20 protein-coding genes are annotated in these 21,197 nt (G+C 73.0%); 9 read left to right on the top strand and 11 right to left on the bottom strand.

The genetic code is table 11. The features are described from left to right. Positions 1–56 precede the first annotated feature (56 nt). The 5 genes from mtnA to meaB all read left to right on the top strand — a co-directional run bounded on the left by mtnA (position 57) and on the right by meaB (position 6,913). On the top strand, positions 57–1,010 hold the full coding sequence (gene mtnA, locus OUY22_RS04260) for an S-methyl-5-thioribose-1-phosphate isomerase (protein ID WP_270153395.1): 954 nt from the start codon (positions 57–59) through the stop codon (positions 1,008–1,010). An 84-nt stretch (positions 1,011–1,094) separates the two neighbouring features. Then, complete coding sequence (locus OUY22_RS04255) at positions 1,095–1,874, top strand: peptidoglycan recognition protein family protein (protein ID WP_270153394.1); 780 nt, start codon at positions 1,095–1,097, stop codon at positions 1,872–1,874. Positions 1,875–1,926: 52 nt separating this feature from the next. Continuing rightward, complete coding sequence (locus OUY22_RS04250) at positions 1,927–3,657, top strand: methylmalonyl-CoA mutase family protein (RefSeq protein WP_270153393.1); 1,731 nt, start codon at positions 1,927–1,929, stop codon at positions 3,655–3,657. Further along, positions 3,654–5,798 carry a methylmalonyl-CoA mutase gene (gene scpA, locus OUY22_RS04245; protein WP_270153392.1) on the top strand — a complete coding sequence of 715 codons (2,145 nt, stop codon included), beginning with the start codon at positions 3,654–3,656 and terminating at the stop codon, positions 5,796–5,798. Before OUY22_RS04250 ends, scpA begins: the two co-directional genes overlap by 4 nt. 107 nt (positions 5,799–5,905) lie before the next feature. Next, on the top strand, positions 5,906–6,913 hold the full coding sequence (meaB, locus tag OUY22_RS04240; RefSeq protein ID WP_270153391.1) for a methylmalonyl Co-A mutase-associated GTPase MeaB: 1,008 nt from the start codon (positions 5,906–5,908) through the stop codon (positions 6,911–6,913). 30 nt (positions 6,914–6,943) lie between these two features. Here meaB and OUY22_RS04235 read toward each other — a convergent pair whose 3' ends face one another. Together OUY22_RS04235 and OUY22_RS04230 are read right to left on the bottom strand one after the other, a co-directional pair. Continuing rightward, a complete protein-coding gene (locus tag OUY22_RS04235) occupies positions 6,944–8,710 on the bottom strand; it encodes an AMP-dependent synthetase/ligase (protein WP_270153390.1) in 1,767 nt (588 codons plus the stop codon). 31 nt (positions 8,711–8,741) lie between these two features. Continuing rightward, on the bottom strand, positions 8,742–8,927 hold the full coding sequence (locus OUY22_RS04230) for a hypothetical protein (RefSeq protein WP_270153389.1): 186 nt from the start codon (positions 8,925–8,927) through the stop codon (positions 8,742–8,744). Between the two features lie 25 nt (positions 8,928–8,952). Here OUY22_RS04230 and OUY22_RS04225 point away from each other — a divergent pair, with 25 nt between their 5' ends. Both OUY22_RS04225 and OUY22_RS04220 read left to right on the top strand, forming a co-directional pair. Continuing rightward, on the top strand, positions 8,953–9,483 hold the full coding sequence (locus tag OUY22_RS04225) for a CGNR zinc finger domain-containing protein (protein WP_270153388.1): 531 nt from the start codon (positions 8,953–8,955) through the stop codon (positions 9,481–9,483). Between the two features lie 38 nt (positions 9,484–9,521). Further along, entirely contained in the window at positions 9,522–10,499 is a 978-nt protein-coding gene (locus OUY22_RS04220; protein WP_270153387.1) for a hypothetical protein, read from the top strand. A gap of 41 nt (positions 10,500–10,540) precedes the next feature. Here OUY22_RS04220 and OUY22_RS04215 read toward each other — a convergent pair whose 3' ends face one another. Together OUY22_RS04215 and OUY22_RS04210 are read right to left on the bottom strand one after the other, a co-directional pair. Next, positions 10,541–10,798 (bottom strand): TFIIB-type zinc ribbon-containing protein, encoded by a 258-nt coding sequence (locus tag OUY22_RS04215; RefSeq protein WP_270153386.1) that lies wholly within the window; start codon positions 10,796–10,798, stop codon positions 10,541–10,543. Positions 10,799–10,854: 56 nt separating this feature from the next. Next, the gene (locus tag OUY22_RS04210) at positions 10,855–11,706 is read right to left on the bottom strand and encodes a phosphotransferase family protein (protein WP_270153385.1); all 852 of its coding nucleotides are present in this window, start codon (positions 11,704–11,706) and stop codon (positions 10,855–10,857) included. A 170-nt stretch (positions 11,707–11,876) separates the two neighbouring features. Between OUY22_RS04210 and OUY22_RS04205 the strand changes: the two genes are divergently transcribed. Continuing rightward, positions 11,877–12,755, top strand: coding sequence for a TIGR03619 family F420-dependent LLM class oxidoreductase (locus tag OUY22_RS04205; RefSeq protein ID WP_270153384.1), 879 nt, complete (start codon positions 11,877–11,879; stop codon positions 12,753–12,755). Between the two features lie 153 nt (positions 12,756–12,908). On the opposite strand, the gene OUY22_RS04200 is transcribed toward OUY22_RS04205, so the two are convergent. Together OUY22_RS04200 and murQ are read right to left on the bottom strand one after the other, a co-directional pair. Then, a complete protein-coding gene (locus OUY22_RS04200) occupies positions 12,909–13,985 on the bottom strand; it encodes a serine hydrolase domain-containing protein (RefSeq protein ID WP_270153383.1) in 1,077 nt (358 codons plus the stop codon). A 172-nt stretch (positions 13,986–14,157) separates the two neighbouring features. Continuing rightward, complete coding sequence (gene murQ / locus OUY22_RS04195; RefSeq protein WP_270153382.1) at positions 14,158–15,057, bottom strand: N-acetylmuramic acid 6-phosphate etherase; 900 nt, start codon at positions 15,055–15,057, stop codon at positions 14,158–14,160. Positions 15,058–15,115: 58 nt separating this feature from the next. Here murQ and OUY22_RS04190 point away from each other — a divergent pair, with 58 nt between their 5' ends. Continuing rightward, entirely contained in the window at positions 15,116–16,228 is a 1,113-nt protein-coding gene (locus tag OUY22_RS04190) for an exo-beta-N-acetylmuramidase NamZ family protein (protein WP_270153381.1), read from the top strand. 2 nt (positions 16,229–16,230) lie between these two features. Here the strand turns inward: OUY22_RS04190 and OUY22_RS04185 are convergent, their stop codons facing one another. Genes OUY22_RS04185 through OUY22_RS04165 form a run of 5 tightly spaced genes read right to left on the bottom strand, consistent with a single transcriptional unit; the run spans position 16,231 to position 21,196 of the window. Next, complete coding sequence (locus OUY22_RS04185; RefSeq protein ID WP_270153380.1) at positions 16,231–17,280, bottom strand: GNAT family N-acetyltransferase; 1,050 nt, start codon at positions 17,278–17,280, stop codon at positions 16,231–16,233. 13 nt (positions 17,281–17,293) lie between these two features. Beyond that, on the bottom strand, positions 17,294–18,301 hold the full coding sequence (locus OUY22_RS04180; RefSeq protein WP_270153379.1) for an ABC transporter ATP-binding protein: 1,008 nt from the start codon (positions 18,299–18,301) through the stop codon (positions 17,294–17,296). Further along, the gene (locus OUY22_RS04175; protein WP_270153378.1) at positions 18,298–19,284 is read right to left on the bottom strand and encodes an ABC transporter ATP-binding protein; all 987 of its coding nucleotides are present in this window, start codon (positions 19,282–19,284) and stop codon (positions 18,298–18,300) included. Before OUY22_RS04175 ends, OUY22_RS04180 begins: the two co-directional genes overlap by 4 nt. Before the next feature lie 2 nt (positions 19,285–19,286). Beyond that, positions 19,287–20,189: an ABC transporter permease gene (locus OUY22_RS04170; protein ID WP_270153377.1), complete on the bottom strand. Its 903-nt coding sequence runs from the start codon at positions 20,187–20,189 to the stop codon at positions 19,287–19,289. Beyond that, positions 20,186–21,196 (bottom strand): ABC transporter permease, encoded by a 1,011-nt coding sequence (locus OUY22_RS04165; protein ID WP_270153376.1) that lies wholly within the window; start codon positions 21,194–21,196, stop codon positions 20,186–20,188. The genes OUY22_RS04170 and OUY22_RS04165 overlap by 4 nt, the downstream gene beginning before the upstream one ends. Position 21,197 lies beyond the last annotated feature (1 nt).

Below are 21,197 nucleotides of genomic sequence, written 5' to 3'. Positions count from 1 at the left end.
CGAGTGGATCTTCGTCGGATCCGGTCCGGCGCCGGGGCTGCGCTAGCGTTCGACGCGTGAGGACCATCGACTGGGTCGACGGCGCCATCGAGCTCATCGACCAGACCAGGCTGCCCGACGCCTGCGTGACCCTGCGCGTCCACACCGTGGACGAGCTGATCGGCGCGATCCGCAGGCTCGCGGTGCGGGGCGCCCCCGCGCTCGGCGTGGCCGGCGCGCTCGGCGTGGCGCTGGCCCGCGGCGACCGGGAGGCCGTCGCCCGCCTGCGCGCCGCCCGGCCCACCGCCGTCAACCTGGCCTGGGGCGTCGACCGGGCCGCCGCCCGCATCGAGGAGGGCCCCGAGGCGGTGCTGGAGACGGCGCTGCAGGTCAGGGACGACGACATCGCGGCCTGTCACGCCATGGGCGAGCGCGGCGCCGACCTGCTCCAGGGCGACCTGCTCCAGGGCGACCGGCTGCGCATCATGACCGTGTGCAACACCGGCGGCCTGGCCTGCGTCGAGCGGGGCACCGCGCTCGGCGTCGCGCAGACGCTGCACGAGCGCGGCCGGCTCGCCGAGGTGCTCGCCCTGGAGACCCGTCCCCTGCTGCAGGGCGCCCGGCTCACCGCCTGGGAGCTGGGCAGGATGGGCGCGCCGCACCGCCTGGTCACCGACGGCGCGGGGCCCTACCTGCTGGCCAGGGGAGGCGTCGACGCGGTGCTCATCGGCGCCGACCGGATCGCCGCCAACGGCGACACCGCCAACAAGATCGGCTCGTACGCGCTGGCCCTCGGCGCGGCGCGGGCCGGGGTGCCGTTCATTGTCGTCGCCCCGGAGAGCACGATCGACGCGGCCACCCCGTCGGGCGAGCACATCGAGATCGAGGACCGGGGGGCGGACGAGATCGTGGCGTTCCGCGGCGCCCGGGTAGCCCCCGAAGGCACCGACGCGATCAATCCGGCCTTCGACGTGACCCCACATGACCTGATCACGGCGATCGTGACGGAAGCGCGGGTAATCCGCCCATAGGTAAATTCAGGCGAAAGATCTCACCTGTTCGGAGGTCACGCCCTACGCTCGGTGCTCAAGCTGATGCAAAACGGGAGTGCAGGCATGGCCATCGATCTGATCAGTAGGACGGCGTGGGGCGCCCGATCGCCGCGGGGGAGCTACACGCGGCTGGACTCCACCAGGGGCGTGAAGGTCCACTACACGGGCGGCCGGGTCGATCCCCGGACCGTGGACGAGCATGACCGCTGCGCCGCGCTGGTCCGGTCGATCCAGAACTCCCACATGGATGGGAACGGGTGGATGGACATTGGCTACTCGTTCGTGGCCTGTTCGCATCGGCGGGTGTTCGAAGGCCGCGGCCTGAACCGCCTGCCCGCCGCCAACGGCGCGGGGCTGAACCAGGGCCACTACGCGGTGCTCGGCCTGGTGGGCAACTCAGGGCTGGTGCAACCACCCGACGGGATGCTGCACGCGATCCTGGACGCGATCGAGCACGCCCGGCAGAACGGCCGCGCCGGCAGGGAGATCAAGGGGCACCGTGACGGCTACGCCACCGACTGCCCCGGCGAGCCGCTCTACGGGTGGGTGCGCAGGGGCGCGCCCCGGCCCGGGCAGGGCGACGGTCCAGGCGAGCCCGAGCCGCCCGGCGCGCCGCCGTTCCCCGGCCGCCTGCTCACCTATCCGCCGGTGACGCGGGGTGACGACGTGCGCACGTGGCAGGCCAGGATGGCAGAGCGGGGCTTCGAACTCGACGTCGACGGCGCGTACGGGCCGGCCTCGCGCGAGGTGTGCCGGACGTTCCAGCGCCAGCAGGGGATCGAGGACGACGGCGTCGTCGGTCCCGTCACCTGGCGGCTCACCTGGGAAGCTCCTGTGACGTAAAACTCCGCCACCCGTGTTACCTCGTAAATCGGGGTATGCGTACTATCCGACCATGGAACTGGCTGCGGGGTTTCCTTCCACCTCGCGCGACGACTGGCGGGCGTTGGCCACAGCGGTGCTGCGCAAGTCCGGCGTCGACGCGGAGACGCCCGAAGAGGCGCTGTCCCATTCGACCTATGACGGGCTGGCCGTCGCGCCGCTCTACGACGCCGCCGATCTGCCCGCCTCGGCCCCGTTCGACCGGGGTGCGCGGCCCGGAGGAGGCTGGGACGTCAGGCAGCGGCACGCGCTGCCCGACCCCGAGGCGGTGATGGCCGACCTGGAGAACGGGGTGACCTCGCTCTGGCTCGTCGTCGGCGACGGCGCGATCCCGGTGTCCGAGCTGCCCCGCGTGCTGAAGGGCGTCCTGCTCGACCTGGCGCCGGTCGTCCTGGAAGCGGGCGAGCTGACGGGCGAGGCCGCCGAGGCCCTGCTCGCGCTGGCCGGTGACACCCCGCTCCGGGGCAACCTGGGCGCCTCGCCGCTCAGCCCGGACGCTCCCGCGCTGGCCGCCGCGTGCGCCGCCGGGCGCCCCGGGCTGCGGGCCGTGATGGTGGACGCGACCCCGTACCACGACGCGGGCGGCGGCGACGCCGAGGAGCTCGGCTGCTCGCTCGCGCTGGCGGTGGCCGGGCTGCGCGCGCTCACCGCCGCCGGCCTCACCGTCCAGCAGGCGTGCGACCAGCTCGAATTCCGCTACGCCGCCACCGACGACCAGTTCGCCACCATCGCCAAGCTGCGGGCGGCCAGGCGGCTGTGGGACCGGGTGACCGAGGTGACCGGCGCCTCCGGGCCGCAGCGCCAGCACGCGGTGACCAGCTCGGCCATGATGACCGCCCGTGACCCGTGGGTGAACATGCTCCGCACCACCGTCGCCTGCTTCGCCGCCGGCGTCGGCGGCGCCGACGCGGTGACGGTGCAGCCGTTCGACGCGGTGGTCCGGCGGCCGGACGCGTTCTCCCGCCGCATCGCCCGCAACACGCAGTCGCTGCTGCTGGAGGAGGCCGGCGTCGGACGGGTCGTCGACCCGTCGGGCGGGTCCTGGTACGTCGAGCGCCGCACCGAGGAGCTGGCGGAGCGGGCCTGGGCCTGGTTCCAGGAGATCGAGGCGGCCGGCGGCATCGAGGCCGGCGCCGAGCTGGTGGCCGGCCGCGTCGCCGCCACCCGGGAGCGCCGCGCCGCCGACCTCGCGCACCGCCGCCTCCCGATCACCGGCGTCAGCGAGTTCCCCGACCTGGACGAGAAGCCGCTCAACGGAGCCGGCGGCGGTCCGTTCCTGGCCTCACACTCGCCCGCCGCCCTCGCCGCCGGGCTGCCGACGTTCCGGTACGCGCAGGAGTTCGAGGAGCTGCGTGACCTGGCCGACGCGCAGGCCGAGCGGCCCAAGGTGTTCCTGGCCACGATCGGGCCGGTCGCCGTGCACACCCCGAGGGCCGCGTTCGCCGCCAACCTCTTCCGGGCCGGCGGCCTGGCCACCGAGACCGCGGGCCCCGGCGCCGACCCCGAGCAGATCGCCACCGCCTTCGCCGTCAGCGGCGCCACCGTCGCCTGCCTGTGCTCCAGCGACAAGCTCTACGGCCAGCACGCCGAGGCGGTCGCCGCCGCGCTCAAACGGGCCGGCGCGCGCACGGTCTGGCTGGCGGGCAAGGGCGACTACGCCGGCGTCGACGGCCGCGTCCACGCCGGCTGCGACGCGCTGGACGTCCTGCGCACGACCTTCCGCGACCTGGAGGTGACCCGGTGATCCCCGACTTCTCGACCGTCCCGCTCACGGCCCGCCCGTCAGGGAGCGACGGCCCGGGGCCGGACGCGCCCGCCTGGGAGACGCCGGAAGGGATCGCGGTCAAGCCGCTCTACACGGGCCGCGATTTGGAAGGGCTCGACTTCCTGGGCACCTACCCCGGCGCCGCGCCCTACCTGCGCGGCCCGTACCCGACCATGTACGTCAACCAGCCGTGGACCATCCGCCAGTACGCGGGCTTCTCCACGGCCGAGGACTCCAACGCCTTCTACCGCCGCAACCTGGCCGCCGGGCAGAAGGGCCTGTCGGTGGCCTTCGACCTGGCCACCCACCGGGGCTACGACTCCGACCACCCGCGCGTGGCCGGCGACGTCGGCATGGCCGGGGTGGCGATCGACTCGATCTACGACATGCGCCAGCTCTTCGACGGCATCCCGCTGGACCGCATGTCGGTGTCCATGACCATGAACGGCGCCGTGCTGCCGATCCTGGCGCTCTACATCGTGGCGGCCGAGGAGCAGGGGGTGGAGCCGGAGCAGCTGGCCGGCACCATCCAGAACGACATCCTCAAGGAGTTCATGGTACGGAACACCTACATCTATCCGCCTGCGCCGTCCATGCGGATCATCTCCGACATCTTCGCGTACACCAGCGAGAAGATGCCGAAGTTCAACTCCATCAGCATCTCCGGCTACCACATCCAGGAGGCCGGGGCCACCTGCGACCTGGAGCTCGCCTACACCCTGGCCGACGGGGTCGAGTACCTGCGGGCCGGGGTCGCCGCCGGGATGGACGTGGACCGGTTCGCGCCGCGGCTGTCGTTCTTCTGGTGCATCGGCATGAACTTCTTCATGGAGGTCGCCAAGCTCCGGGCCGCCAGGCTGCTGTGGGCCAAGCTGGTCGACGGGTTCGGGGCGAAGAACCCGAAGTCGCTCAGCCTGCGCACGCACTCGCAGACCTCGGGCTGGTCGCTGACCGCGCAGGACGTATTCAACAACGTCGCGCGCACCTGCGTCGAGGCCATGGCCGCCACCCAGGGCCACACCCAGTCGCTGCACACCAACGCCCTGGACGAGGCGCTCGCGCTGCCCACCGACTTCTCCGCCAGGATCGCCCGCAACACCCAGATCCTGCTCCAGCAGGAGTCGGGCACCACGCAGGTGATCGACCCGTGGGGCGGCTCCTACTACGTCGAGCGGCTCACCCACGACCTGGCCGAGCGGGCCTGGGAGCACATCCAGGAGGTGGAGGCCGCCGGCGGCATGGCCAAGGCCATCGAGGCGGGGCTGCCCAAGCTCCGCATCGAGGAGGCCGCGGCCCGCACCCAGGCCCGCATCGACTCCGGCCGCCAGCCGGTGATCGGCGTGAACACCTACCGGCCCGAGGCGGACGAGCCGATCGAGGTGCTCAAGGTCGACAACAGCTCGGTCCGCGCCCAGCAGCTGGAGAAGCTGCGCAGGCTGCGCGCCGAGCGGGACGAGGACGCGGTCCGGCGGGCGCTGGACGCGCTCACCCACGCCGCCGCCAACCCGGCTCCGGGGCTCGACGCCAACCTGCTCAAGCTCTCCGTGGACGCCGCCCGCGCCAAGGCCACCGTGGGCGAGATCTCCGCGGCCCTGGAGCAGGTGTTCGGCAGGCACGCCGAGCAGGTCCGTACCATTTCCGGTGTGTACCGCGACGAGGCCGGCCCGGCCGCCGACATCGAGCGCGCCCGCGAGGCGTGCGCCGCGTTCGAGCGCGCCGAGGGCCGCAGGCCGCGCATCCTGGTGGCCAAGATGGGTCAGGACGGGCATGACCGCGGCCAGAAGGTGATCGCCACCGCCTTCGCCGACCTGGGCTTCGACGTCGACGTCGGCCCGCTGTTCCAGACGCCGGAGGAGGTGGCCAGGCAGGCGGTCGAGGCCGACGTGCACATCGTCGGCGTCTCCACGCTCGCCGCCGGTCATCTCACCCTGGTGCCCGCGCTGAAGAAGGCGCTGGCCGACCTCGGCGCCGGGGACATCATGATCGTGGCGGGCGGCGTCATCCCGCCGGACGACTTCGCCGAGCTGCGCGCCGCCGGGGCCGCCGCGATCTTCCCGCCCGGCACGGTGATCGCCACCGCCGCCCTGGAGCTGCTGGAGGACCTGCGCGGGCGGTCGTAGGACTCCCGCACGGGTGAGCCGCCCCGGCGCCGGGGCGGCCCCCTCTTCCTCGCGCCGGCCGGAGTTCCGCGAGGGTGTCGTCCTCGTGGCGGGGGAGGGGGGACGGGATGGCCGTCGCACAGGCGCGGCCGGACTCGCGAAGGAAGGGATGGGGCGTGCGCTCGCTGGAGGACTACGTACGGGGCGTCAAGGCGGGGGCGCGGGCCTGGGTCGCCCGCGCCATCACGCTCGTGGAGTCCACCAGGCCCGACCACATGGCGATGGCGCAGGAACTCCTCGTCGAGCTGACCCCGCTGACCGGCGACGCGCGGCGGGTGGGGATCTCCGGAGTGCCCGGGGTGGGCAAGTCGACGTTCATCGACGGGCTCGGCACGATGCTGACGGGGCAGGGCCACCAGGTGGCGGTGCTGGCCGTGGACCCGTCCTCCACCAGGACCGGCGGCAGCATCCTGGGCGACAAGACCCGGATGTCGCGGCTGTCCGTCGACCCGGCCGCGTTCATCAGGCCCTCGCCCACGTCCGGCACGCTCGGCGGCGTGGCCAAGGCCACCCGGGAGGCGATGGTCGTGGTGGAGGCGGCCGGGTTCGACGTGGTGCTGGTGGAGACCGTCGGCGTCGGGCAGTCGGAGACCGCGGTCGCCGACATGGTCGACACGTTCCTGCTGCTCACGCTCGCCCGTACCGGGGACCAGCTGCAGGGCATCAAGAAGGGCGTGCTGGAGCTGGCGGACGTCATCGCGGTGAACAAGGCCGACGGCGAGCACGCGATGGCGGCGCGCAAGGCCGCGCGGGAGCTGGCCGGGGCGCTGCGCATGCTCCGCTCCGACACCACGCCGCCGCCCGTGCTGACCTGCAGCGGGCTCACCGGCGACGGGCTGGAGGAGCTGTGGCGGCAGGTCCTGGCCCACCAGGAGGGGCTGGACCTGGCGGCCAAGCGCCGCCGCCAGCAGGTGGGCTGGACCTGGTCGATGGTGCGCGACCGGCTGCTGGCCGAGCTGCGCGACGACCCGCGGGTGTCGGAGATCCGCGCCGGCGTCGAGCGCGAGGTGCTCGCCGGGACGCTCACCCCGGCGCTCGCCGCCGACCGCCTGCTGGCCGCCTTCAAGCGCCCCTGACGGGGCTGTCGAAAGCGGCCGCGGCGGTGCCTACGCGTCGTAGAAGGAGTCGAGGGTCTCGCCGTAGCGCTCTTCGACGGCCTTGCGCTTGACCTTCAGGCTGGGCGTCAGCTCGCCGGTCTCGACCGTGAAGTCCTGCGACAGGATCGCGAACTTCTTGATCGTGGCGTAGCTGGCCTGGTCGGCGTTCACCTGGTCGATCGCCTTCTGGACCTCCTCGCGCATCCGCGGGTGCTCGCGCAGCTTCTCCGGGTCCACCGGCAGGCCCTCGGCCTCGGCCCAGGGCCTGGCCACGTCCATGTCGAGCGTCACCAGCGCCGAGCAGTAGTTGCGGCGGTCGCCGTGCACGAACACGTGGGACAGGAACGGACAGGCGGCCTTGATCCGGCCCTCCAGGTGGGTCGGGGCGACGTACTTGCCGCCGGAGGTCTTGATCAGCTCCTTCTTGCGGTCGGTGATGACCAGGCGGCCCTCGTCGTCGAGCTCGCCGATGTCGCCGGTGTGCAGCCAGCCGTCCCGCAGCGCCTCGGCCGTCTCCTCCGGCAGGCCGTGGTAGCCGCGCATGATGCCGCGCCCGCCGATGAGGATCTCGCCGTCCTCGGCGATCCGCACCTGCGTGCCGGGCAGCGGCAGGCCCACCGAGCCGAACCGCACGCTGTCCGGGCGGTTGAGGAAGCTGCCCGCCGAGGACTCGGTGAGCCCGTAGCCCTCCAGGATCGTCAGCCCGGCCGCGTCGAAGAACTCGGCGATGTCCTGGGACAGCGGCGCGGCCCCGGAGATGAAGTAGCGGATCTGACCGCCGAAGCGGGCGCGGAGCTTGCTGAACACCAGCCGGTCGGCGATCGCGTACTCGATCTTGGTCGTCACCGGGATGGAGGCGCCACGCCGGCGCGCGCGGACCACCCGCACGCCGGTCTTGCGCGCCCAGTTGAAGATCTTCAGCTTGGCGCCGCCCTCGCGCTGCTGGGTGGCCGCCACCGTGTTGTGGATCTTCTCGAAGATGCGCGGGGCCGCGGCCATGAACGACGGCCGCAGCTCGCCGAGGTTGTCGGCGATGCGGTCGAGCCGCCCGTCGATCGCGGTCGGCACGCCGATGTCGATCATCACGACCTCCAGCAGCTTGCCGAACGAGTGCGACAGCGGCAGCCAGAGGAAGTGGAGGTCGGTGGGGGCGATCAGGTCGATCTCGCGGACCGCGCTCGCCGCGTACAGCCAGTTGTCGTGCGTGAGCTCGACGCCCTTCGGCCGGCCCGTGGTGCCGGAGGTGTAGATGAGCGTCGCCAGGTCGTCCTGGCCGATGGCGTCGACCAGCGCGTCGTAGTCGGCGTCGGCGGAGGCCTTGCCCGGCACGTCGTCGAGCCGGATCACCCAGCCGTCGTCGCTCGCCGTGCCGTCGATCACGATCACGTGCGTGACGTCCGGCAGCTCCTTCTGCACCGAGCGCAGCTTGGCCACCTGGTCGTCGTTCTCCGCGATGACGATCGTGGTGCCGGAGTCGTTGATGACGAACGCGCACTCGGCGGCGGTGTTGGACGGGTAGATCGTGGTCGTCGCGGCCCCGGTGGACAGCACCGCCAGGTCGCACAGGACCCATTCCAGGCGGGTCGAGCACAGGATCGAGACCCGGCGGTCCGGGCCCGCCCCGAGCCCGGCCAGGCCCAGTGCCAGCTCGCGCACCCGCTCACCGGTGGCGCGCCAGGACAACGACGTCCAGCCGTCACCTGATGGCGTCCGGTACGCCTCGGCATCGGGGGTGGCCGCGATCCGGTCGCGGAGCAGGGCGGGGATGCTGGACATTGCCTGACCTCCTAGGGGTTTGGAGGAGACTCTAGGCGGAGTGCGCTCCCGGAGTCGACGGGTGCGGCCCGCGGCTCCTCGCCGTGCCCACCAGGGCGGAGCCGCGCACCTCCCAGGCGCCGCAGGCGCACCGGAGGTAGGACACCACGCCGTCGGAGGTGGCGTGCGTGGAGACGACGGTCATCGCGAACGGGTCGTGAAGATGTCGGGAACTCATGCGCCCACCCTGATGTAATGGCCTTATGCATTTCAATACTTACGGAGGCAACGGCGCGGCTCTCTCGGCGGCCCTGGTCAACGCCACCGACTTCCGTCCGGGGCCGCTCGCCGCGCTGCTGGCCGAGCACGAGATGCTGCGCACCGCGATGACCCCGGGCCAGGCCGCGGAGCTGCGGGAGTGGGCCCGCCGGCTCGACCCGGTCTTCGGCGAGCCCGCGGTCGCCAAGCAGATCGCCCTGGTCAACGACCTGCTGGAGATCACCGCGGTCAAACCGTTCGTGAGCGCGCACGACGGCAAGGAGCCCCACCTGCACTTCTCCTCCCTCGACGGAGACATCGCGGCCAGGGCCAAGGAGACCACCGCGGGCGGCCTGGCCATGGCGATCTGCTTCTCCGACGGGAGCAGGCTCGGCCGCTGCGACCGCGAGGGCTGCCGGACCGTCTACGTCGACACCTCGCGCAACGGGCGCAGGCGGTTCTGTTCTCTCGCCTGTGCCAACCGGGTCAACGTGGCGGCGCACCGGAGCCGGCGGCGAGGAGTGGCCGGGACGTAGATTGACGTGGGGGGATAAAGCGGGCGATAGTGTGGCAGGTGTCTGCCCCTCGGATCTTCCCCTGTCTGCTCGCCCTGGCGGCGCTCACGGTCGGAACCGCCTGCAGCTCGGCTCCCCCCATCACCGGTGGAGAACCCCGCGCGAGCGGGGTCGCGGGCGACGGCGCGGCACCCAGCGCGGACCCGGCCACTCCGGCGACGCCCGCGCCCACGGCACTGACCGCCGAAGCGTACAAGAGCGAGCTCGGCGGCCGTCACGACGACATGAGCAAGGCGATCAAGTCCCTGGCGGGCGCGCGCTCGCTGAAGGCGCTCGACCAGCGCGTGGTGAAGGCCCAGGAGACCCTGCAGGGCGCCGTCGACGAGCTGGCCGCGCTCAGCCCGCCCCCCGAGATCCAGCCCCAGCACCAGGCGTACGTCGAGAGCCTGCGCGAGGTGGCGCTCCGGCTCGGCACGTCGGCGACCAGGGTGGGCACCGGGAACCTGTGCACCCCCGGCGCCGTCTTCACCGATCTGGACGACTCTCTCGCCGCGCTCGACCGGGCCGGCGAGGCGCTGGAGGACGCCGGCGACTACCAGGCCGACATCGTGTCGGTGAAGGCGGCGAACAAGCAGAGCCGGCGGCTGCGCAACGGCCAGTGGCTGCGCCAGGGCTCGGGCGGCGGCCGCAGCTCGCTGCAGATCCACAACGGCGGCACCCGCGACGCGGTGGTCAGCCTGGTGCGCGGCAAGTCCAAGGTCTACAGCGTGTACGTGCGCAAGAAGGGCAAGTTCAAGATCAGTGGCGTGAGCGACGGCACCTACCGGATCTACTTCACGCACGGCGTCGACTGGGACGGCAAGAGCGGCGCGTTCACCCGGGAGTGCAGCTTCGAGCGCTTCCAGAAGCCGGTGAAGTTCAAGACCACCTACACCGCCACCCAGATCCTCTGGCACGACTGGCGGATCACGCTGCACGCGATCACCGGCGGCAACGCCCCGACCTCGAAGGTCGACCCGGACGACTTCCCGGCCTGAGGAGGAGACGGCAGGGGGCCGGTGGACCCCCTGCCCGCTGGTCAGCTGGAGAAGAGCATGCCCACCCAGCCGCGCTGGTGGCGCTTGTGCCCGTAGTGGCCGCCGGGGTGGTGAGGAGCGCCCCAGGCCGGACCGGGCGCCGGCGGCGGGGGAGCGGCGTGGTAGGCCGCCTCCATGCGGCTCAGGGTCTCGAGCTCGCCGTAGTCGAGGAAGATCCCCCGGCACTGGTCGCACTGCTCGATGTGAACACCGTTACGCTCGTACGTCCGCATGTTGCCGCGGCACTTAGGGCATTGCATCTACACGCACTCCTTGGCCTCGTGGTCCTGGCTGAAACCTACCGCGCGCGGCCCCGTCACGCTCGGACGATCCTGCCGCACGCCTCGATCAACGACTGCTCCGCCTCGTCCAGTTCCCGGCGCTCCCGGCGGGCATGGCCCAGCGCGACGGCGGCGAGCTGGGCGGTGACCGCCCTGGCGGGCAGGTCGAGGCGGCGCCACGGGTCGCCGTCGCCCAGCGCCGGACCGCCCGCCGCCAGATAGGCGCCCAGGAAGCGGTCCCAGACCTCCGGATCGAGCAGGCCCGCCGCGTACCAGGCCGCCGGCCTGGCCAGGTCCCACGCCGGGTCGCCCACCCCGAGATCGTCGGGGTCGATGAGCAGCCACCGGTCTCGCAGCACGAGCTGCCCCAGATGCCAGTCGCCGTGGGTGAGCAGCGCGGGCCCCGCCTCCGGCTCGGGCAGCTCCTGGAACGTCCGCCGGATCAGCCGCTCCACCGGCCCGTCGCCCTCCAGCCGGCGCACCGCCCCGGCCGCCCTGCCGGGACCGCCGGCCTCGGGCAGCGCCGGCAGCGACGTGAGAGGCGCCGCGTGCAGCCGGGCCAGCAGGCGCGCGCCCTCCTCCCAGGGAGCCGTCTCCGTCTCGTCCCGCCCGATCGGGCGGCCCGCCGGCCAGACCGTCACGGCCCGGCCCGCCACCATCAGCACCTCGGGCACCAGCGGCGCCAGCATCACCCCGGCCAGCTCCGGGGACGCGCAGGCGCGTAAGCGCGCGCGCAGGCCGGGCACGTCGTCGCGCACGGAGTGCGCCTTCACCACCACCTCGCCGCGGCGCACCACGACCGAGTCGGAACGCGTCTGGTGGCGCACCGGATCGCCGCTGCCCCCGTACGTGCCGGCGACGCCGGCCAGCTCCGCCTCAAGAACCACGCGTACAGCGTAGAACGATCAGGTCCGGCGAGGGGGAGGGCCGGGCCTCCCTGATAGATTCCCTGTGATCACCTGTGAGCGCGGGGGCCCGTCGCGCCGCCCGGCCCGGCCGGGGCGAGGCCGGCGGCTCCCCGGTAGGGAGCGGAGGAGCCACGAGAATCGGATTCGCCGTGCCCCAGGCCGGGGCATGGGCCACACCAGAGGCCATGCGCGCGGTCGCCACCAGGGCGGAGCGGCTCGGCTACCACGAGCTGTGGACCTTCCAGCGCATGCTCTACCCCGTCGGGCACCCCATGGGGCCGACCTACCGCAGCGTGCACGACCCGCTGATCACCCTCGCCTACCTGGCCGGGATCACCGAGCGGATCCGGCTCGGGGTGGCGGTCGTCAACGCGTTCCTGCAGCCGGTGCCGCTGGCCAAGCAGCTCGCCACCCTGCAGACCGTCTCGCGCGGCAGGCTCACGGCCGGGCTGGGGCTCGGCTGGGTGCCGGAGGAGTTCGAGGCCGCCGGGGTGGACCCGGCGCGGCGCGGGCGCCGGGGCGAGGAGTTCGTCGAGGTGCTGCGCATGATGTGGGGCGCCGAGGTCGTGGAGCACCGGGGCGAGTTCTACCGGATCTCGCCGTCGCACGCCGACCCGAAACCGTCGCCGGCGCCGCCGCCGATCCTGCTGGGCGGCACGGCCGAGGTGGCGCTGCGCCGGGCCGGGCGGCTGGCCGACGGGTGGGTGAGCTCCAGCCGCGAGGACCTGTCGGGCATCGCGGCGCGCATCGCCCTGGTGAAGTCGGCGGCCGAGGAGGCCGGGCGCGACCCGGGAGCGCTGCGGTTCGTCTGCCGGGGCGTCACCCGGGTGCGGCCGGAGCCGGGTGAGCGGCGGCGGCTGACGGGCACCCTGGAGGAGATCAGGGACGACGTCGCGTGGCTCGCCGAACAGGGCGTGACCGACCTGTTCCACGACCTCAACTTCGACCCGCACGTCGTCACCGCCGACCCGGCGGAGGCGCTGCGCCACGCCGAGGAACTCCTGGAAGCCCTGGCCCCATCCGCCTGACGCCGTGGCGGCGGCGGGTGGCTCGTCAGGGCGGCAGGGTGGTGCGCGCCGAGCCGCCCTGACGCTGTGGCGGCGGGGGACGGCTCGCCGGGACGTGCGCGCCGGCCGGGCGCGAGCCTCCCGCCATGAGGCCCGGTGCGGCGCGGTCGGTCGTCAGGACGCGAGGCGCAGGGCCTCCGTCGCGACCGCGGTGCGGAGCTCGCGGATGCCGGGGCGGCCGCGCACCGGGTGCACGGCGTTCGTCAGCAGGACCGCCGTCACGCGGCGGGACGGGGAGACGACCAGCGAGGTGCCGGTGAAGCCGGAATGGCCGTACGCGTCGTGCAGCGGGCCGACGATGCCCGGGTCGCCGAGCCGGACCCCGAGCCCGTGCCGGAACGGCGCGCCGGTCACGCCCTGGTCGCGCAGCATCTCGGCCACGGTCTCCGGGCGCAGCGCCGCCGCGCCGCCCAGCCGGAGCGCCTCGCCGAGCGCCAGCACGTCGTCCGCGGTCCCGAAGACCCCGGCGTGCCCGGCGACGCCGCCGAGCGCGTACGAGGTCTCGTCGTGCACCTCACCCCGCACGCAGCCGGGGCCCGGCCGTTCGGGCTTCCACTCGGTGGCGGCGACGCGGGCCGGATCGGCCGGCGGCTCGCCGGCGCGGTCGCGGGGGAGCGGGCGGTAGCCCGTGGCGGTCAGGCCCAGCGGCCCGGTCACGCGCGTGCGGACCAGCTCGTCCAGGGAGGCGCCGGAGGCCGCTTCCGCCACCCGGCCCGCCATCACCAGACCCACGTCCGAATACACGTAGGGGCCGCCTATCGGACCCGTCACCGGCGTGTCGATCATGGCCGCCAGGCGGGCGTCCGCATCGGCGTCCGGCAGCTCCAGGTCGATGCGGCGGGTGGGCTGGAACCCCGCCGTGTGCGTCAACAGGCGGCGCAGCGTGATCCGCCGGTCGGGGCCGGGCAGCCAGGCCGCCACCGGCTCGTCCAGGCTCAGCGCGCCTTCCTCGGTCAGCGACAGGATGGCGGCCGTGGTGAACAGCTTGCTGATCGAGGCCAGGTCGAAGACGGACCCGCGGGTGGCGGGCGGCCTGTCCCCGGCGAGCGTGAACGCGGCGTCGGCGTAGCGCACCAGCTCGCCGGCGGCCGCGGCCGCCACGACGGCGCCGTCCACCGCGATCACCGCGACGGCCGCCGGGCACACCGTCGGCACCGCCTCCGCGAGAATTGCGTCCAGCCGGTCGGACATCCCTTGCCTCCCCGTACGTCGAAACAAACTCACGTCGACAACCCCCGAGTTGACAACCCCCGAGTCGAGACCCCCGAACCGACAACCCCCGAACCGAGTCCCCGGACCGACGACCGTCGCGTCCACAGCCCCCACGTCGGGAATCGAGTCCCCGGTGGTGAGGAGATCCCCGTCAGCCGCTCAGCGCGTCGCTGAGCCGCTCCCCGTGGGAACGCAGCAGCGCGCGGGCGCGCTCCGCGTCCAGCTTGTGCCTGATCATCAGCACCGCCACCTTGGCCTGGCCGTCCGCCTCGGCCAGCGCGCGGCCGGCCTCCTCCGCGCCGGCGCCGGTGATGTCGCTGACCATGCGCACCGCGCGCGAGGCCAGCTTGCTGTTCATCGCCGACATCTCGATCATCTCGTTCCCGTAGGTGCGGCCGAGCCGGACCATCGAGATCGTCGAGATCATGTTGAGCACCAGCTTCTGGGCGGTCCCCGCCTTGAGCCTGGTCGAGCCCGCGACCACCTCGGGGCCGACCACCACCTCGATGGGGTGCTCGGCGGCGGCCGACAGCGGCGAGTCCTCGTTGCACGACAGGCCGACGGTCAGCGCCTGCCGCCGGGCCGCCTCCGCCAGCGCGCCCAGCACGAAAGGAGCGCGCCCGCTGGCCGAGACTCCCACCACCGAGTCCAGCGGGCCCACCTCCAGCGCCACCAGCGCGGCGGCGCCCGCCTCCGCGTCGTCCTCGGCGCCCTCGACCGAGCGGGTGAGCGCCTCCTGTCCGCCCGCGATGACGCCCTGCACCAGCTCCGGGTCGGTGCCGAACGTCGGCGGGCACTCGGAGGCGTCCAGCACGGCGAGCCGGCCCGACGTGCCCGCGCCGACGTACAGCAGCCTGCCTCCCTTCCCCATCCGCTCGGCGATCGCGTCGATCGCGTCGGAGATGGCCGGGATGACGATGGCCACGGCCGCCGGCACCGCGGCGTCCGCCTGGTTCATCAACCGGGCGATCTGCCGCGTGGGCAGCCGGTCGATCTGGCTGTAGCGGGGGTCGCTCTGCTCGGTGGACAGCTCGGGTAGCGGATCAATCATGACGCTAATTTCCACCCTCTACTTCTCTCTTGTAAATATCTTTCAGACAATGGGGTGCATGTCCTACGTACGCACCGGAGCCGAACGGCTGGCCGCGGACCCGTCGCTGGCAGGCGGCGAGCGCCTCGGCCTCATCACCAACCCCACCGGAGTCCTTCCCGATCTGACCCCCACCGCAGACGCGCTGCTGGCGTCCGGCGTGCCGCTGACGGCGCTGTTCGGTCCCGAGCACGGCGTCCGCGGCACCGCGCAGGCGGGTTTCGGCGAGACGGACGCCGTGGACGCCAGGACGGGGCTGCCGGTCCACGACACCCACCAGATCGACGGCGAGGCCCTGGACGCGCTGCTGGACCGCTCCGGCGTGGACACGCTCGTGTTCGACATCGCGGACGTGGGCGCCCGTTTCTACACCTACGTGTGGACCATGTACGACCTGCTGGCCTCGGCCTCCCGGCTGGGACTGCGGTTCGTGGTGCTGGACCGGCCGAACCCGCTCGGCGGGACCGTCACCGAGGGCCCGCCGCTCGACCCGGCCCACGCGAGCTTCGTGGGCCGCTTCCCGCTGCCGCTGCGCCACGGCAGGACCGTGGGGGAGCTGGCGACCCTGTTCGGCTTCGACGCCGACCTGCGCGTGGTCACCATGGAGGGCTGGCGGCGGGACATGGCGTTCGCCGCGACCGGACTGCCCTGGGTGATGCCGTCGGTCAACATGCCCACCCCCGACACCGCGCTCGTCTACCCGGGGACCGGGCTCTTCGAAGGCACGAACTTCTCCGAGGGCCGCGGCACCACCCGCCCCTTCGAACTGGTCGGCGCCCCCTACGTCGACGAACGGTTCGCGCCCGCGCTGGCCGCGCTCGGCCTGCCCGGCGTGCGGTTCAGGGAGACGTGGTTCACGCCCACCTTCCACAAGCACGCCGGCGTCCCGGTACGGGGAGTGCAGCTGCACGTGCACGACCCGGTGGCGTTCCGGCCGGTGCTGACCGGGGTGAGCATGCTGCACGTGGCGCGCGCCCTCTACCCCGGGCACCTGCGATGGGACGAGCACGACCTGTTCCTGAACCGCCTGTGGGGGTCCGACAGCCTGGCCCGGTGCCTGGACGCCGGGGAGGACCCGCGCCGCCTGTGCGCCGACCCCGCTCCCCCCGATGGACCGCTCCTCTACGGCTGACATCACGCCAGTTCGCGCCCGTACAGCCAGAAGACGCGCTCGGCGCGGGCGCCGACGGCGCGCGCGTAGAACCGCAGCGGGCCGACCCAGCCGATCTGGGCGGTCCGCTGCCCGGCCGCGCGCATGTCGGCCAGGCAGCGCCGCAGCAGCACCCGGCCCAGACCGGTGCCGCGGGCCTCGGGCGCGGTGCCCATCGGCCCGAACCAGGACGGACGCGCGCCCCAGGCGGCGAAGGCCAGCACGCGGCCGTCGCGCTCGGCGTAGTGCAGCCCGGTGGCGTGGACCGCCTCCCAGGCCCAGGACTCGTTCCAGTGCTCGCGGGCGAACTCCGCCACCCGCCCCCGGTCGTCGCCGGCGGCGCGCACCTCGATGCCCAGCCCGGCCAGCCGCGCCACGTCGGCCTCCGTACCCAGACCCGTGTCCCGCCCGGTGCCCAGGCCCGTGTCCAGCCCGGTGTCCAGCCCGGTGTCCAGCCCGGTGTCCAGCCCGGCGTCCAGGTCCGGGTCCAGGTCCGGGGCAAGGTCGGCGGTCATGTTCCAGGCGGTGCGGTAGCGCTCGTAGCCGAGGCTCTCGGCCAGGCAGGCGGCGGGCGTGTAGCGCACGTCGACGCCGGGCCAGGCGTAGCAGGGCGGGTTGCCGGCCAGGCGGACCTCGCGGGCGCCCTCCCGGCGCAGCCACCCCTCGGCGGCGCGCAGCAGCGCCCGGCCGTGGCCCCGGCCCTGGTGGCCGGGGTGGACGGCGAGCAGGTCGACGTGGCCGACGGCCGGGTCGGCGGTGGACATCGACGCCATGGCGAGCCCGCCGTCGTCCACCAGCGCGGCCCAGCGGCGGTTGGCCGGCGGCGCGGCCAGCCGCTCCACCAGCGCCCCGGCCTCGTCGGCGTCATGGGTCAGCGCCGCCCGCGCCACCTCGCGGGCCCGCGCCAGATCGGCGCCGCGCAGCTTGCGCAGCACCCGGACCGCCTCCACACCGTCCACAGGGGAAGACGCGCGGCCCGGTCGGCCGGGCTCGTGGCCGCCGTGGTCGCCGTGGTCGCCCGGTTGGCCGGTCACGGGGGAGGTCACCTCACACCTCGCTCATCGGCCGCGCCACGACGCTGCGCCGTTCGGGGTAGAAGCACGCGTGCTCCTGCGCAATGCCCTCCGTCACCTGCAGCAGGGGCCGTTCGCCGCAGCGCTCGCCGCGGAACGGGCAGCGGGGCGCGAACAGGCAGCCGGACTCGTCCTGGCCGTCCTCCATCGACTCCACCGGGGCCACCGGCTGCTCGCCCGGCCGCTCCAGGCCGTGCAGCACCGGGATCGCCGACAGCAGCGACTGCGTGTACGGGTGCACCGGGTCGGCGATGACCGTGTCCACCGGGCCGCGCTCGACGACCTGGCCCCGGTAGATCACGTACAGCTCGCCGTCGTCGCCGATGTAGCGGGAGGTGGCCACGTCGTGGGTGATGAACAGCACCGCCACACCGAGCCGCTCGCGCAGGTCCTTGAGCAGCGCCAGGATGCCCAGCCGGAGCGAAACGTCGATCATGGACACGGCCTCGTCGGCGACGAGCATCTCCGGGTCCACGGTGAGCGCCCGCGCGATGACGACGCGCTGGCGCATGCCGCCCGACAGCTGGTGCGGGTAGCGGGCCAGCACGCTGCCCGGATCGAGCCCCACCAGCGACAGCACCTCGGCCGCCCGCTCCTCGATCCACGCCTTGGACCGGCCGGTCTGCTTGGCGCGCAGGGTCAGCGGGGCGTTGAGCGTCTGGTGGATGGTGCGGGTCGGGTTCAGCGCCGAGTACGGGTCCTGGTGGATCAGCTGGATCTTGCGGAAGTGCGGCTGGCGCTGCTTGGGCTTCAGCGCCGACATGGCCAGTCCGTCCACGGTCAGCTCGCCCGCGTCGTACGTCTCCAGGCCGGCGATGATCCGCCCGAGCGTCGTCTTGCCGCATCCGGACTCGCCGATGAACGAGGCCGCGCCGCCCTTGGGGATGGCGAAGTCCACCCCGCGCAGCGCCCGCACCTCGCGCGCGCCGAGCACGTTGCCCCGCTGCTTGAAGGTCTTGACGATGCCTTCTCCGGTGATCACGCGTGCTCCCTCACCTTCACCGCGTGGCAGGCCACGATCCGGTCCCCGTGCGCGGTCGCCGCCGGGTCGTCGGTCTCGCAGACGTCCATCCGCAGCTCGCACCGGTCCCTGAACACGCAGCCCCGCTCCGGCACGGTCGCCAGCGTGGGCGGCCGGCCGGGCAGCGCCCGCGCCTCGGAGATGTCGCCGGTCAGCCTCGGGATGGCCCTGATCAGGCCCTTCGTGTAGGGGTGACGGGGGTCGCCGAGCACCTGCCTGGTCGGCCCCTGCTCGACCAGCCTGCCGCCGTACATGACCGCGAGCCGGTCGGCGACCTCGGCCACCACCCCGATGTCGTGCGTGATCACCAGCGTGGTCAGGCCGCGCTCGGCGTGCACCTCGCGGACGATCTTCAGGATGTTCGCCTGGGTGATCATGTCGAGCGCGGTGGTCGGCTCGTCCAGCACCACCAGGTGGGCGTTGAGCACCAGCGCCAGCATGATGCCGACGCGCTGGCGCATGCCGCCCGACAGCTCGTGCTGGTGCGAGTCGAGCACCCTGGCCCCGTCCAGGCCCATCCGGCCGAGCAGCTCCTTGGCGTCGCGGACCAGCCCGCGCAGGTCCTCCACGCCGTGCGAGCGGCCCAGGTCGAGCACCTGCTTGCCGACCGTCTTGAGCGGGTTGAGGGAGTTCTGGGCGGCCTGGAACACGTACCCGACGTGCCGGCCGCGCGCCTTGCGCAGCTCCTCGCCGCGCAGCCCGACCACGTCGCCCAGCCCGTCGATGTCCACGCTGCCCGCCGCGATGCGGCCGGGCGGCTGCACCGCGTTGAGCAGCGACAGCGCGAGCGTCGACTTGCCGGAGCCGGACTCGCCGACGATGCCGGTGATCGTGCCGGGCTCCAGCCTCAGGCTGACGTCGCGTACGGCGGGCAGCTCGCCCGCCGGCGTCTTGTAGACGACGGTCAGACCGTCGATGCGCACTCCCGGCGCTTGTCCTGGCACTCCTACTCCTCACGCAGCCGGGGGTTGAAGATCTCGTCCATGGCGTCCACCACGAGCACGATGCCGAGCGTCAGCAGCAGGATCGCCAGCAGCGGCGCCAGCATGTACGGCAGCGCGGCGGTCGTCGTGAGCGCCCCTCCGCCGAACACGGACAGGTTGAGCATGACGCCCCAGTTGTCCGCCTCGTACGGGAGCACGCCCAGGAAGAACAGGCCCACCTGCGCGTACACGGCGCCGGTGACCGCGATGAGCATGTTCATCGCGATGTACGGGGCCATGCTGGGCAGCAGCTCCTTGCCCACGATGTGGGTGGTGGACAGGCCGAGCCCGCGCGCCGCCTCGATGAAGCCGCGCTCGCGCAGCGACAGCGTCTGCGAGCGCACCGCCCGCGCCACGCCGCCCCAGCCGAGCAGCCCCAGCAGCAGCCCCATCTCGATCGCGCTGCCGAACGACCACACGGTGGACAGCACGAGCAGCAGCGGCAGCCCGGGGATGGTCAGCTTCATGTCGGTGAGCCGCATCAGCACGGTGTCCCAGCGGCCCCGCTTGAAGCCGGAGAACAGCCCGATCGCGGTGCCGAGCACCACCGTGATCACGGCGGTGACCAGGGCGCTCAGCAGCACGTACCGGGAGCCGGTGATGACCTGGGCGAGCACGTCGCGGCCCTGCCCGTCGGTGCCGAACCAGTGCTCGGCGCTCATCGGCGCGTACAGCCGGCTCGTGTCGCGCGGCAGCACGTCGGGGTAGAACATCGGCCCGAACACGCCCATGAACGCGAAGCCGAGCACGATGACGGCGCCGACCAGGCGGCTGGGCTTGCGCTTCATCACGCGCCACACGCCGCGCCAGAAGTTGCGGCGCATGGTCGCCGCCGTGCTGGTGGTCTCCAGGATCGCGCTGCTCACGCCGACGCCTCCTCACCGGAGCGGACCCGGGGGTCGATGACCGTGTAGAACAGGTCGGCCAGGATGTTGGCCACGATGATCGCCGCCGTGATGAGCAGGAACGCGCCGCCCATCAGCGCGTAGTCGCGGTTGACGACGCTGTCGATGAGCAGGAACCCGAGCCCGGGATAGTTGAAGATCTTCTCGATGAAGATCGCGCCGCCGAACAGCAGGCCCAGCGAGAGCGCCAGGATCGTGAACAGCGGCAGGATCGCGTTGCGCGCGACGTACCTGAAGATGATCGTCCGCTTCATCCCGCGCAGCTCGGCCGCGAGGATGAAGTCGTCGCCGAGCACGGTGACGACGCTCGACTTCATGGCCAGGATCCAGCCGCCGTAGCTGGCCAGCGCGTACGTGACGACCGGCAGCGTGGCGTGCTCGATCAGCGAGCCGATGTAGCCGGCGTTGAACCCCGGCTCGAACAGGATGTCGGCGGTGCCGCCCTGCGGCAGGACCGGGATGAGCGTGGTGAAGATCGCGCCCATCAGCAGCGCCAGCACGTACTGCGGCACGCCGTGCAGCAGCGAGCCGGAGATGGCCAGGAAGTCGCCGAGCTTGCCGGAGCGCTTGATGGCCGCGTACACGCCCATGATCACGCCCACCAGGAAGCTCAGCAGCGTCCCTGCCAGCACCGGTAGAACGGTCCACTTGGCCGCCTCGCCCAGCACCGACGTCACGGGGGAGCCGGGGTGGGTGACGGAGACGCCGAGGTCGAACCGGAACAGGCCCGTCATGTAGTCGGCGTACTGCTCCCACAGCGTGCCCTTGGGCAGGAACCCGTACATCACCGCTGTGGCCCGCTCGGCGGCCTCGGGCGACATGCCCTGCTCCAGCAGCTTCTGGTACCGCGCCGCGACGGGGTCGCCGGGGATGTTGCGGACGATGAAGAAGCTGATCGTGGCGACGACGAGAACCATGACGATCCCGCGGGCCAGGTGGCCCGCGAGACGCCGTGCGATGACCGTCATG

Source organism: Nonomuraea corallina (assembly GCF_027620315.1).
In the GTDB taxonomy this organism is placed as follows: domain Bacteria; phylum Actinomycetota; class Actinomycetes; order Streptosporangiales; family Streptosporangiaceae; genus Nonomuraea; species Nonomuraea corallina.
Note: the sequence above shows the minus strand (reverse complement) of the source record. Positions and strands in the feature narration are given on the sequence as shown.